Genomic DNA, 13,971 nt, shown 5'->3' with positions numbered 1-13,971 from the left:
TGGCAGCTTCATTACAAAAGAAAACAAAATTAAACAGATGAAAAATATATTAAAGTTTGCCTTGGTTAGCCTTGCTGCTATAGCTGCAGTAAACCCTGCAGATGCGCAATGGACAGGGCCAAAGAGCAAACCGACAAAAGAAGTGGAAGTTAAATACGGAACATTAACGCCACCGCATCGTACCGATGCAGATATGGAGGCTTTTCGGAGCTATGGTTTGGGGCAGTTTATCCATTGGGGAATTTATTCTATCGCGGGTAACGAATGGAACGGGGTAAGCGCAAGGGGTGGTGCAGCAGCATCAGAATGGATCCGCTCATGGGGAGGGCCAACGGCACCAAAAGACTGGGCCAAAACTTACGATAACTTATACAAACAATTTAACCCGAAAAATTTCGATGCCAAACGTTGGGCTAAACAAGCTAAGGAAATGGGGGCAAAATATGTGATTTTTACAACCAAACACCACGATGGTTTTGCTCTTTGGCCGACAAAATATTCTGATTATAATATTTCTGCATCGCCATATAAAAAGGATATTGTGAAACAGATTGTAGATGCTTATACTGCCGAAGGTATTGATGTATATCTCTATTTCTCGATTTTAGAATGGAATAACCCAAATTATATGGGTAAAGCCCCAAAAACAGACGAAGAAAAAGAAAAATTCGGTAAATTTTTGGCTTATACCCGAAACCAGCTTTTAGAGCAACTGGAGAACTATCCTAAAATTAAAGGGTTCTGGTTCGATGGTACCTGGGATGCCTCCTGGAAAAGTGCCTACGAATTTACCTACAATTTAGAAAAAGAACTCCGTGAAAAACACCCCGGATTAATTATTGGCTCACGTTTCCGTAACGATGAACACGGATCGCGGCACTTCGATTCGAATGGCAATATTTTAGGCGACTACGAACAAGGCTGGGAGCGTAAGTTACCTGCAGAATTTGAGTGGTTAAATGGTCACGACTGGGATGCGGTTATGACTATTCCACCAAACGGCTGGGGTTATATGAAAGACTGGTCGGGAATTTATACCAAAACCACCGACGATTTATTGGATATGCTGATGCGTTCGGTATCTATGAATGGCAATTTTGTATTAAACTTTGGCCCTGATGGAAACGGGAATATGCATCCCGAGGAGGATAAAATTGCCAGGGAAATGGGCGAATGGATAAAACAAAACGCCGAAGCCGTGTACGGGGTTCGCCATGCCGCATTAACACCTTCCAAATTAGGTTACTTTACACAAAAGGACGATAACCTTTATTTAACTGTTTTTAACCGACCGGTAAATGGTCTTGTGCGTATTGCGGTGCCTAAAAATGCCAAACAGGTTCCGGGTACAGCTGCGCTCTTAATCAATGGCAAAAAACTGGAATTAAAACAATCGGATATCGGATTGGATCTGGATAAGAATACCTATTACGATGTAACACTGCCAAATGATTTTCAGCCCAGTAAGGCATTTGTAATTAAGATGAAACTGGAAGCACCGAAAGCAAAAGCCGCAAAGTTAATGGATGCTAAAATGTAGGTTAATCGCCCGTTATTTTATTGAATTTTTTACTTCAGTACGGTTTAAAGCAAACCGCATGATGATCATATCAAATCAGGCTTCCTGACAAAAGGAGACATTAGCCGGGTTTTGATTTAAGATTTAAATGTAAACGATAGGTAATATACAGGTTGATTAGTGCCCTATTTTACCGTCTATATCGAGCGCGCATCAAGACTGGTTATCTGATGTTACGCCTGGTAAATACATTTATTTTGGTTAGTTAATGATTGCGTAGCGATGGATGTTGCTGCGCAGTCTTAATGCTAACCTAATGGGTATACATCCATATCATTTAATATTGAATTAAAATGACATCGTAATTTTAACAATTTCATAACGCCAGTTAATCATCTTACTAATAACATCGTCTCATCTTTGTTTAAACTTAACCAAATAATAATCGGATTTAAACACAATGATATGAGACTGATTTCTTGCATGGCGTTATTAATGGTTATACCAGCAGTTGGACTTTTAACCCGGGCGGATAAATTTACTGATCACAAAGTGCCTGATGCCCCGACGCATAAGCACACGGCGAGAGATTCAGCTTCGTTTAGTTTATTCAAAGCTAGTGGTTCAGCTTCCAAGTTTGATCATAAACCAGGAATATTTACATCTGATTATCGGTTGAAATTTTTTAAGCCTGTATATTTCCATTCTGCGCCTTTATTAACCATTAATCAGCTAAAGTAGTACCTTAGTTCATTGGTCATTAGTTCATTAGTTTTTTTATATGGTGCCAGATATTTCTTTCTGACACCACGTTTAAACTCCAGGTTCAAAATGCTAAACTACTTATCTTCCCACCAGGCTAAAGGAAACTTAATTTCATCAACAGAGCTGGCAATCATATCTGGTTTAAAAGCATAATGGCCTAAAGTATCCTTGCTTGAGATACCCGAAAGCACCAGAATGGTTTTATATCCCATCTGAACACCGCCTTGTATATCAGTTTCCATGGTATCGCCAATAACAGTGGTTTCACTGGTTTCCAATCCCAGGAATTTACGTGCCGAGCGCATCATCACCGGACTTGGTTTACCTGTAACAAAGGCTTTTCTGCCGGTAGCTTCCTCAATCATTGCTGTGGTTGCCGCGATTCCGAGGTTATTCCATCCTGGTTTTTTAGGTGATGGATCTCTGTTTGTAGTGATAAACTTGGCTCCCGCAAGAATCATATCCACAGCACGCTGTACCATTTCGAGTGTAAAGTTTCGGCCTTCACCCAATACCACAAATTCCGGATCGGTGTTTACCAAAGTAATGCCATGATCGTGTAAACTGCTTAGTAAACCACCTTCTCCCAATACATAAGCGGTACCAGCCGGGCTTTGGTCGGATAGAAATTTTCCGGTAGCCATTGCACTGGTATATACATGGCTTTCTTCTACTTTTATTCCCAGTCCCTTTAATTTACGTACCACTTCTAAAGCCGTTCTTTGACTGTTGTTGGTCATAAATGCAAAAGGAATATCTTCGTCAATTAAGTTTTTAATGAATTTATCAGCACCAAATATCAATTCTTCCCCGCTGTAAATCACCCCATCCATATCTATTAATAATCCTTGTTTCATGTTTTTTGTAGATTTAATCTGTTTAGGTGCAAACTTAATATTTTCTTGTTCAATCAATGTTAAGATAAAGTCTTTCAGCGGTCAGTTTTTAACCCAAACTTATTCGCTGTGTTCGCATGATATTTCATGCTGTTCATCGATTTAATGAAAAATTAATATTCGAATTGTAGCATATCCTAAGTTTATACCGTATTCATAGAAAATTAAATGATGAGAAACGCTTTTAAAATAACCGCCATCTTTTTTATTGCATTAAGCATCTTGAGTGCCTGTAAAAAGAAAACTGATAATCCCATGGATTTTACCATTGATGCGAAAAATTTAACGCCATGTAGTGAAGGAAACTGCTCATATGAGTATGTTAATTATGCAGCTATGAGCGATCAGCAGATGGCACTTACAACCGGACAATACCGGATTTTCTTGGCTACAAAAAGTAATAACTTTAGTACCACCCGGGTATATATTCAGGCGCCTATGCTGGGTGATAAATTTTTACTAACGGATGCTGATATTCTGGCTGGAAAAGTAAAATATCTGTTTTCTTGCCCTACATGTGATTATTTCAACTTAACTCCAATTGCAGGGACGGTTAAAGGAATTAAAGTGGCGAGCATGAATAGCTCAGCAGAAAAATGGCTGCTTGATGCAAATATTGTTTTAGCTGCCGAAAAATCCAGCAAACCTGTAGATACCCTTCACATTAAACAATATTTTAATTTAGCCGTAAAGTAAGAAGGCTTGTCTTTGCGATAATTAAATGTACATAGGCGCCATTTTTCGCCAGTAATGGGGGCGGTGCGCATTACTCTCCCAGGTATGAAACTGGTTGGGAACACCTTTTTCCCATAGCAGGCTGCTCAGGTGTTGATTGCCACTTAAAAAAGGATCCGTTTCACCTACGGCCAGAATAATTTCCATGTTTCTAACTGCCGATAACAACCGGTCATCATTTAGGTTGGCTATATACTGGGCAGGCATATTAAAATAAACCTCATCGCTGTGAAATCCGTTCAGCAGGTCTCTAAAATCGCCAATGTTATCCGTAAGGTCGTACCTTCCGCTAATGCCGACTGCTTTTTTGAATAACCAGGGGTATTTCATGGCCAGGTTTATCGCGTGATAAGCCCCCATGCTGCAACCGGCAGTTTCTATATAATTGCCATCATTTTTTTGATAAATAAGCGATAATACTTCTTCAAGGAGATATTTTTCATATTGTAAATGCCTGTTGATCCGTACCGATGGAAATACCTCATCATTATAAAAGCTTTCTCCATCAATACTATCTACACAGAAAATTTGAAGTTCACCATTTTCAATCTGCGCACTTAATGAAGCGATAATTCCCCAGTTTTCGTAATCGTAAAACCTGGCCATTCGGGTAGGAAAAAAGATAACTGCTCTTCCGGCATGGCCGAAAACTAGTAGCTCCATATCCCGTTGGAGATGATGACTGAACCATTTATGATATTCCCTATTCATTAACTTCAATTCTTTTGCGGAAAATTAAGGCATGTATGTTATCGGGATATTAATTGAGCGTAATGATTAACCTAATTTCTCTCTAACAATAGTGGCCCATAAACGATAACCTTCTTCACTCAGGTGAAGTCCGTCGTGATCATAAAGTGCCGGATTTGGGTTGCCTTCTTTGTTGAGCATTTTCTTAAAAACATCAATAAATTTCCAATGGCTGTTGAGTTTAATAATTTCGCTTTCGATAAGGTTATTGGTATACCTAAACTGATCGGCCATTTGCCAGCGGGTAAGGCTGGGCTTTAAGGAGATAAAATAACAGGGCAGCATGCCAAAACGTTGGTTAACCTTAACCATCAGCTGCTGGAAAAATATAAATATCTCTTCCGGGTTTCTGCCATCGCCAAGGTCGTTATCGCCTGCATATACCACTAGTGCCTTGGGCCTGTAGTCGATCATAATCCGCTCAAAAAACCACACACAAGCTGCTAATGTAGAACCACCAAAGCCTAAATTAGTTACTTTCATGTAATCAAAATCATCCTCCAGACTATTCCATAAACGAATAGATGAACTGCCATAGAAAATAACACCCGGATGCTCCCGATCTAAGCGATGCGCCCTTTCCAATTGTTTAACTTCTTCTTCGTACCAGTACATACCGTTAAAGATAAAAATATCTGCCTCCTGAAGAAATGTATTGTGTGTTAAGTTTATGTTATGAGCTATAGAGTTGGTGGTTTATTGGTCATTAGTTTATTGGTCATTAGTTCATTAGTCATTGGTTAATTGGTCATTTGTTGATTGAGTTTTTAGTTCATTCACACGAAATCAGCACTTAATGCCCTGAATTTCTTAATGGTCAGGGAATAAAGGTGTGACGCTTTTTTACCATTAAGGATTTAAGAACATTAAGTTTGAATGATTGCCCTTAACTAATGGTTGAGAAGTATGGTTGTATAGAAGTCTATTTGTTATATAATTCCAAAGAAATATAACTTAATGCCCTGAATTTCTTAATGGTTGAGAAATAAAGGTTTGACGCTTTTTTACCATTAAGGATTTAAGAATATTAAGTTTCAATTATTGCCCATAACTTATTCGTTAGGTAATGAAATTGAAAGATGGCTAAATTGTTTCGGGCTGTCCCATTTTTTTAAGAATGCGGTAGTGGGAGCGGAGTGCCGATAAAAAAGTGGCGTTTTCGTGATAAGGCAATCCAAATTCCAAGGCTGTTTGTTTTACGATTGTGGAGATTTGTCCATAATGCACATGGCAAATTTTTGGGAAAAGATGGTGTTCTATCTGCCGGTTCAATCCACCAAGAAAGAAAGCCGAAATAGGGCATTGGGTAGCAAAGTTAGCCGTAGTACGCATTTGATGTTCTGCCCAGGCTTCTTCCATATTACCTTCTGCATTTGTGGAAGGAAAAGTGGTTCCTTCTACTACATGAGCCAGTTGAAAAACAAGTCCCATGGTTAACCCTTGCGCCATGTGTAACACAACGAAACCGATGGCAACCTGCCACCATGGAATTTCCATAAACAATATCGGTAAACCAATAAAAATAAAATAGTATAGGAACTTATAGAAAAAAAGGTTAAAGTATTCAACTTTTGGATGCTTGTTCTGACAGGCACCCACACTTTTTTGAAAAAACTTTTTATAATCTTTACGAAATACCCAGGAAAGCGAAGCCAAACTATATAAAGGAAAGGCGTACCACTGCTGGAAACGCTGATGAGGTTTTAACTCATCTTCGGTACAGATCCGTATTAAGCCTGGCGCCACTTCAATATCTTCATCATGACCTGGGATATTGGTATAAGTATGGTGCACCACATTGTGTGTAATGTTCCATACATATGGATTAGCGCCAACCATATTAAAAAGAAAACTGAAAAATGAATTGGTGCGTTTAGAGCTCGAAAAAGAACCATGGATGGCATCGTGACAGATATTAAAACCAATAAATGCACAGGTTGCGCCCAGTAAAATGGTAAGTCCCAAAAGTATACTGCTGTGAACGTTTAAAAGGAGTATAGCAAAGTAAAGGGCCAGAAATATGGTTAGGAAAAGACAGGCTTTGAACCACATCAGTACATTGGCATTGGTACTTCTGTTGTTCGTTTTAAAGTGGTTGTTTACTCTGCTGCGAACTTCAGCATAAAATGTATTTCCCGGTAAACATGGGAATTTAGCTTTTGATTTCATGATCTTGTACCCTTATCTACCCCATGTACGAGGTCGATACTCCAAGTTCATTAAGCTTTATGTATAACCTGGCTAATGCGCCAAGCTTAGTTATAAACGTAAACTAATTTGTTTTAGTTTTCGACGAAGGTAATAAATTAACTGGTGAGTTTTGCAGTTAAAAGACACCTACTTGATTTCGTTGATCAGGATATCTAAACCAAAGCCAGTGGTTTGCAAGATAAGCGGAAAGTTGGGATTGTTTAAAATCCAGAGTTCCAATTTGCCATCTTCACTAGCTACATTGGTTGCATCAACCTCTTTGTCGCCAAATTTAAGTGGTTTTACACCTGTTTCCTTTGTTTTGAACTTAATGGTGTTATAGGTAAACGTTTTATGGTCTACCAATGATTTATATGCTTCTTTCGAAATCAGTCCATATGTTTCATCATCGCCTAGCTTTGTGATTCCCTGCGGAGGTTGTTGTGTATAGATGGCCTTACCATTTTCAAAAGCTTTTTGGTTGATTTCGAACTCACCTTCGCCATAGCCTTCTACAAACCAGGCAAAAGTAATGGGCGCTTCAATGCGCTTAATGGTAAAAAGCACAGGCACATCTCTGCTCTGAACATAAACTGTTGTGCTTAAGGTGGTACCTGCCTTAATTTCGGGCATTACTTTTTGTGCCTGGGCCACCAACAAAAATCCTAAGCAGTACAAAGTGAAGATAATTTTTTTCATAATGGATTTAATTTTCTTGTCAATGACCTAACCTTGCGAAATTATTCAATTTAACTGAAATTGGAAATACCGATGTCTGTTAACTTTATGTTAAGCAACTGACGCAAAGCTTCGTAAAACCAGGGATTTGTGTAGAGAATTGGGATTGATCTGTTTGGATATCGGATTTTATTGCATCCTTACCATTCCGGAAAAACATGATAGCGTGCTATCATATATTTTTTATCCTGGTGGGCAGTCCGTTACGTTTGTATCATGCTAAAATATAAGGCATGCAAATTTAGCCCAACAATAATGGTTTGGGCATTAAAATGAACAAAAACACAGGCTACTCGCTGTAGTTCCTCTTATTAGCAGCATAAACATGGTACCAGATGTACAGAATCCATATTAATACCACGGTGCTGTAAACCAATTCGGGTTCAAATGAATCCCTTGTAATCAACAGCGCAATGGAGGAGATCAGGGCAGTCAGGAAGAAATAAAGAATATTTTTCATAACGTACTGATTTAATGAATGTTGGATTTAGTAAATATAATAAAATGTATGCTATAATTCAAGTTATTATGAAAATAATTTACCTAGTTATGATGATGGAAGGTTTTTCTTCAGTTTTCAAGGTGTTTTTTGTTTATTTAATAGCTGTTCTTCTGATTTCTATTGCAATTGTGGCTGTTTTTTGGAGATTATACCGGGTAAAGTCAGAAATTTAACTTTTGCAATGAATAAACGGTATAAGACCTTGTCGCTACGCATGAAATAAGAATTAAAACAACACAAAATTGTGGCATAAGGAAATTTATATTTTTTTGTAAGTTTACGCGACACAAACTAACCAGAAACAATAACACACAAATGATTAAATTCTCTTTAAGCTTAATTTCTTTCACCCTAGTTTTTTTTGGATTAAAAAACTTTTTTAGCGAACCCAGGATACAACGCGTATCACCCCCCGAATTAACGATAACCAATTTTGCAGGTCCAGATGTTACACCCAGCCCAGCCTGTTTAGCAGTCGCACCAACAGGAGAAGTATATGTTGGTGTGGATATGATCGGTTCTTTAGGTAAAGATCCTGGTAAAGGCCACATCCTTAAATTAATAGATAAGGATAATGATGGTAAAATGGACGAACATGTAGATTTTGCCGAAGTGGATAATCCCCGCGGTATTATTGTTCAGGGCAGTCAGGTATATGTATTACACACCACTTTTTCGAAAGAAACAAAGCAGGCTACAGGCATGAATTTGGTTGTTTTCGAAGATAAGGATGGCGATGGTAAAGCCGATGGACCTGAAAAACCACTTATTGAGCACATCAGTAATGCCAAATATATCCGCGAACGTGGTACCGACCATGCCACCAATGGTATAAGAATGGGGATTGATGGATGGATTTATATTTCTGTAGGAGATTTTGGATTCCATGATGCTGTAGACCGTTCAGGTAAAAAATTAACCATGTTAGGCGGCGGGATTATGCGCGTTCGTCCTGACGGAACTGAAATGGAAGTATATACACATGGTACACGTAATGTTTATGATGTCGCTATCGATCCTTACATGAACGTTTTTACCAGAGAAAATACCAATGATGGTGGAGGATGGAATGTTCGTTTCTCGCACCACATACAATCAGGTGAATATGGTTACCCAGTTTTATTTCAGAATTTTACAGACGAGATTATTCCGGCACTTGCCGATTTAGGCGGAGGATCGGGTACCGGCGCATTGTTTATGGATGAGCCGAACTGGCCTGAACAATATAACCATGTACCAATGATGGCCGATTGGGGCAGAAGCATGCTTTATATTCATCGAGTAACTACTGATGGCCCTACCTTTACCCAAAAAGACGAAGATTTTATTAAACTACCTCAAATTACCGATCTTGATGTAGATGGTTCTGGAAGATTGTATCTCTCGGCATGGGATGGCGCAGGTTACTCTGGCAGTCCGAATAAAGGTTACATTGTTCGTGCAGTGCCAAATAACTGGACATATAAAGCTTTTCCTGATGTTAAAAAAGCTTCAATTAAAAAACTAACCGAGCTACTTAAATCCAATAGTGCGGTAGGCCGTTTAACGGCTTCGCAGGAATTGGTTGCACGCAACAATAAACAAGCTATTGCAACGGCTTTAAAAGTAGCTTCCGATCAGGGTTTAGCACTTGATGTTCGTATAGCTGGTATTTATACTTATGCACAGCTGACCAAAGAAAACGGTATCGCTACTTTAGTTGAATTTACCAAAGATAAAGCAGTTAAAGAATTTGCATTAAAAGCACTTGCTGATCGTAAAGGCAGTATAGATAAAGTACCGGTTGAACCATTTTTAGAAGGTTTAAAAGATCCTTCTGTTCGCGTTCAGGCTGCTTCGATAATTGGTTTAAACCGTTTGGGCAGGGCAGAAGTTGCTAATGTGCTTTTACAAACCAAGGTGCCTGCTTCGTTTACAGCACCTGCAAAAGGCACCGAAGGACCTCATGCAACACCTAATTCAGCCATTATTTTGCCTCACTTAGCTGTTCGGGCCTTAGTTGATCTTCAGGCAGTAGATGCTTTGCTTGCTGCGGTAAAAACCGAAAATTCTACCCTTGCGCTTTGGGCATTACGTTATATCCATACCGAAAAAGCAGTTAACGGGCTGATTGAAAACTACAAACAATCGAACGATGAAAAATTAAAACAACAGATCCTGGTTACCTTAGGCCGTTTGTATAAAAAAGAAATTGCTTACGATGCGAGCTGGTGGTGGGGTACACGCCCTGACTCTCATGGCCCATACTTTAAAGCGGTTTCGTGGGAAGGTTCTCCTATCATCGAGAAATTTTTGAAAGAGGAAGCAACCAAAGCCGGAGCGCAGGGAAAACAGTTTTATGTTGATTTAAATGCACGCCAAAGGATGGATATCCCTGAATTTGCCGAAGAAGAAAAAGTAGCGGCTACTGAAGAACCAAAAATTGATCTGGATAAAATCAAAAACAAAAAAGGTCAGGTAGGTAAATCATCTATCGAAGATGTGTTGCTGGCTATCAATAAATTACAGGGTAATCCTTTAAAAGGAAGAAATATTTTCAATAGTCAGGGTTGTGTAGCCTGCCATAGTTTGAGCAAAAGCGAGAAAATGAAAGGCCCGTTTATGGGACAAATTGGCTCTATTATGAACCGTGAGCAGATTGCAGAATCGATATTGAAACCTAATGCTTCCATTTCTCAGGGATTTGCCTCGGTCATGATTAGTGCTAAAGGCGACCGTACCTATATGGGTTTCATTACAGAAGAAACTGCTGCCAAAGTAGTGGTTCGTAATATTGCAGGTGAGGTTTTTACCATTAAAGCAGGCGATATTCTATCGAGAAAAGAAATGGAAACTTCGATGATGCCGGAAGGTTTGGCTAATTCATTATCATATGAAGAATTAGCTTCGCTGGTTACTTTTTTATCTGAACAGAAAAAATAGTTTCCCCTATAAAAATTTGATAAGGATGATCGTTAACCCATGAAGAAAAATCAGCTTATCACAATCATATTTACCATCATAACCTTGTTTTGCTCAACGCTTGCAGTCGGGCAAAACAAGGAAATTGATTCTACTTTTAAGATGCCTCCGCATCCAAGGTTACTGATAAGCCACGAGCTTGAAACACAGATCTTAGAAAATGTCAGGCGCGATCGGAGGTTTAAACAAATCCATCAAGCCATACTATCAGCAGCAGATCAGGTTTTAAATAAACCTGCATTAGAACGCATAATGATTGGTAAACGTTTACTTGATGTATCAAGAGAAGCACTCAAAAGAATTTATTACCTTTCTTATGCTTACAGGTTTAGCCACGATAAAAAGTATGTAACCAGGGCTGAAAAAGAACTGCTTGCTGTATCCGGCTTTAAAGATTGGAACCCCAGTCATTTTCTTGATGTCGGTGAAATGACTATGGCTTTGTCAATAGGTTACGATTGGTTATATCAGGATTTGCCCCAATCAACCAGAAATATTGTGGCGCTTGCCATTCTCGAAAAGGGAATACAGCCTTCAACAAATACTAAATATAACAACTGGTTAAATATTACCAATAACTGGAATCAGGTATGTAATGCGGGAATCACATTTGGTGCAATTGCTACTTTTGAAGTACACCCCGCCTTATCAGCCAAACTGATTAACCGTGCAATAAAAAGTGTAACCCTACCCATGAAACAATATGCGCCTGATGGGGCTTATCCGGAAGGTTATGGATACTGGGAATATGGTACTTCTTTTAATGTGATGTTTATCAGTGCTTTGGAGGGCATTTTTCATCAGGACTTTGGCCTGAGCGCTCAGCCTGGTTTCCTTAAAACGGCTGATTACCTGACTAATATGACGGGGCCTTCGGGCACTCCTTTTAACTATTCTGATAGCCGGGCAGTTGCCGAATTTAATCCGGCACTTTTTTGGTTTGCATCAAAACTAAAAGATCCCGGCTTATTATGGGTAACCAAACAACAGCTCGATGAACAAATGCCTTTACAGAATAGGTTGCTGCCATCGGCAATGATCTGGGGTGCAAAATTATCGCTTAACCATATTCAACCTAAAACTGCACAATTTTGGACCGGAAACGGCCCTAATCCGGTGGCTTTAATGCGTAGTTCTTGGACTGATCCGCTGGCTACTTTTGTGGGTTTTAAAGGTGGTTCGCCTGCTGTTAGCCATGGTCATATGGATGTAGGTTCTTTCATCATGGAATCGCAAGGCGTACGCTGGGCAATGGATTTTGGGATGCAGGAATACGAATCGCTCGAATCAAAAGGAATTAATCTTTGGGACAGCAAACAAAATGCACAGCGTTGGAAAATATTCCGTTATAATAATCTCGCACACAATACCCTTTCAATCGATAGTACCTTGCAGAACGTAAAGGGAAATGCTGCTTTCATCAGTAGCAGTGATGATGGTCAGTTTATGAATGCTGTTGCCGATTTGAGCACCTTATATACTGATAAACTAAATAAATCAGTTAGAGGGGTAGCCTTGATTAATAAAAAAACGGTACTGATCCGTGATGAAATAACTGTAGGAAACACAGATGTAACGCTTCGTTGGTCAATGGTTACACCTGCCAGGGTACAGATTATTGATGGGCATACCATCGAATTAAGTTACCAGGGCAAAAGATGTTATCTCTTCGTTGATGCCAAAAGCGAAGTTAAAATGAAAACCTGGTCGACGGATCCACTTACCGATTATGATGCCAAAAATCCAGGTACTTCAATTGTAGGATTCGAAGTAAGGCTCAAAGCCGGTAGCGAACAGGCCATATCGGTTTTTCTAGATGCGCAATCCCCCTCACCAAAAAGCTTTTCTGCTCAACCCATATCCAGCTGGCCTAAAAAATAAATAAGCCTGGTAGCTGATATATTTCTGCTCTACTTTCTAAGCCTTCATTTTAAAGATCATTCTTTCAAAAAGGGATAAAGATGAATTTTATTGTTATCGTCGAGCAATTTTTAGCATAAAATTGCGCCAGTTGTTTTGGTTTAAAAAAACAAAACTTACATTTAGCGATTAAATCTATATACCTAGTCGATGAGCAGATCGGAGCGGTATAACCACCAGTTATGGAAGACCATTTTTTTGAACAAATTATTAAGAACCCTCTTGAACAACCAAATATTCCACCCAATGAAGTGATATCCCGTTGGGCAGAAAAGTTAATTCAGGTACTTTTTCCAGAAAATTCCCCTAAAGTATTTTCAACGATTACAGAAGTAAAAGAATATATTGCTGTTTTGGAACTTGAGCTTTATGATATCATATCGGCCAGTTGCAGGCTTAAAAATAGTGAATGTAAAAATGCAGCCGGTCAGTTTTTTGAAGAACTGCCAGCGCTTTACCGTGTATTGAATACCGATATCGTAGCCATTTATGAAGGCGATCCGGCGGCACAGAGCAGGTTTGAGGTAATCAGAACCTATCCGGGTTTTTATGCCATCTGTTTTTACAGGATTGCCCATATGCTTTATAATTTCGGTATACCACTGGTTCCGAGGATACTTACCGAATATGCCCATTCTAAAACAGGTATCGATATCCACCCGGCAGCGAGTATTGGCGAGTACTTTCATATCGATCACGGAACTGGGATTGTTATCGGCGAAACCAGTACAATAGGCCGTTATGTAAAACTTTATCAGGGCGTAACACTCGGCGCGTTGAGTGTTAAGAAAACACTGGCAGGCAGCAAACGCCACCCAACCGTAGAGGATAGGGTAGTCATCTATTCCGGAGCGACTATTCTGGGGGGCGAAACCATCATCGGACATGATAGTATCATCGGCGGGAACGTATGGCTTACAGAAAGTATTCCGGCCTTTTCTACCGCTTATCATTCTCCAATAATTACCATTAGAAACCATAAAGAAACCAATTAA

General features: G+C 39.3%; 12 protein-coding genes. 6 read left to right on the top strand and 6 right to left on the bottom strand.

Annotated features, from left to right (window positions below; all coding sequences use genetic code 11):
• Positions 1–37: 37 nt before the first annotated feature.
• Positions 38–1,540 carry an alpha-L-fucosidase gene (locus AC04QZ_RS04515; RefSeq protein ID WP_478356745.1) on the top strand — a complete coding sequence of 501 codons (1,503 nt, stop codon included), beginning with the start codon at positions 38–40 and terminating at the stop codon, positions 1,538–1,540.
• Between the two features lie 444 nt (positions 1,541–1,984).
• Positions 1,985–2,260: a hypothetical protein gene (locus AC04QZ_RS04510; protein WP_478356744.1), complete on the top strand. Its 276-nt coding sequence runs from the start codon at positions 1,985–1,987 to the stop codon at positions 2,258–2,260.
• Between the two features lie 98 nt (positions 2,261–2,358).
• Here AC04QZ_RS04510 and AC04QZ_RS04505 read toward each other — a convergent pair whose 3' ends face one another.
• Positions 2,359–3,141 (bottom strand): HAD-IIA family hydrolase, encoded by a 783-nt coding sequence (locus tag AC04QZ_RS04505; RefSeq protein ID WP_086546572.1) that lies wholly within the window; start codon positions 3,139–3,141, stop codon positions 2,359–2,361.
• Between the two features lie 207 nt (positions 3,142–3,348).
• Between AC04QZ_RS04505 and AC04QZ_RS04500 the strand changes: the two genes are divergently transcribed.
• Positions 3,349–3,876: a hypothetical protein gene (locus tag AC04QZ_RS04500; protein ID WP_478356743.1), complete on the top strand. Its 528-nt coding sequence runs from the start codon at positions 3,349–3,351 to the stop codon at positions 3,874–3,876.
• A 21-nt stretch (positions 3,877–3,897) separates the two neighbouring features.
• On the opposite strand, the gene AC04QZ_RS04495 is transcribed toward AC04QZ_RS04500, so the two are convergent.
• The 5 genes from AC04QZ_RS04495 to AC04QZ_RS04475 all read right to left on the bottom strand — a co-directional run bounded on the left by AC04QZ_RS04495 (position 3,898) and on the right by AC04QZ_RS04475 (position 8,053).
• Positions 3,898–4,578, bottom strand: a complete 681-nt coding sequence (locus AC04QZ_RS04495; protein WP_478356742.1) for an esterase family protein — start codon at positions 4,576–4,578, stop codon at positions 3,898–3,900.
• A 114-nt stretch (positions 4,579–4,692) separates the two neighbouring features.
• Complete coding sequence (locus tag AC04QZ_RS04490; RefSeq protein WP_478356741.1) at positions 4,693–5,280, bottom strand: GDSL-type esterase/lipase family protein; 588 nt, start codon at positions 5,278–5,280, stop codon at positions 4,693–4,695.
• Positions 5,281–5,748: 468 nt separating this feature from the next.
• Complete coding sequence (locus tag AC04QZ_RS04485) at positions 5,749–6,834, bottom strand: fatty acid desaturase family protein (RefSeq protein WP_478356740.1); 1,086 nt, start codon at positions 6,832–6,834, stop codon at positions 5,749–5,751.
• A gap of 168 nt (positions 6,835–7,002) precedes the next feature.
• Entirely contained in the window at positions 7,003–7,554 is a 552-nt protein-coding gene (locus AC04QZ_RS04480) for a hypothetical protein (RefSeq protein ID WP_478356739.1), read from the bottom strand.
• A gap of 328 nt (positions 7,555–7,882) precedes the next feature.
• Positions 7,883–8,053 carry a hypothetical protein gene (locus AC04QZ_RS04475; protein WP_478356738.1) on the bottom strand — a complete coding sequence of 57 codons (171 nt, stop codon included), beginning with the start codon at positions 8,051–8,053 and terminating at the stop codon, positions 7,883–7,885.
• A gap of 357 nt (positions 8,054–8,410) precedes the next feature.
• Here AC04QZ_RS04475 and AC04QZ_RS04470 point away from each other — a divergent pair, with 357 nt between their 5' ends.
• From AC04QZ_RS04470 to epsC, 3 genes are all read left to right on the top strand, one after another.
• Positions 8,411–11,017, top strand: a complete 2,607-nt coding sequence (locus tag AC04QZ_RS04470; RefSeq protein WP_478356737.1) for a DUF7133 domain-containing protein — start codon at positions 8,411–8,413, stop codon at positions 11,015–11,017.
• Positions 11,018–11,056: 39 nt separating this feature from the next.
• Positions 11,057–12,937 carry a heparinase II/III domain-containing protein gene (locus AC04QZ_RS04465; RefSeq protein ID WP_478356736.1) on the top strand — a complete coding sequence of 627 codons (1,881 nt, stop codon included), beginning with the start codon at positions 11,057–11,059 and terminating at the stop codon, positions 12,935–12,937.
• Between the two features lie 221 nt (positions 12,938–13,158).
• Positions 13,159–13,971 carry a serine O-acetyltransferase EpsC gene (gene epsC, locus AC04QZ_RS04460; protein ID WP_086546564.1) on the top strand — a complete coding sequence of 271 codons (813 nt, stop codon included), beginning with the start codon at positions 13,159–13,161 and terminating at the stop codon, positions 13,969–13,971.

The organism is Pedobacter folensis, assembly GCF_056490665.1.
The sequence above is the reverse complement of the archived record's forward strand: the minus strand, read 5'-3'. Positions and strand labels throughout refer to the sequence as shown.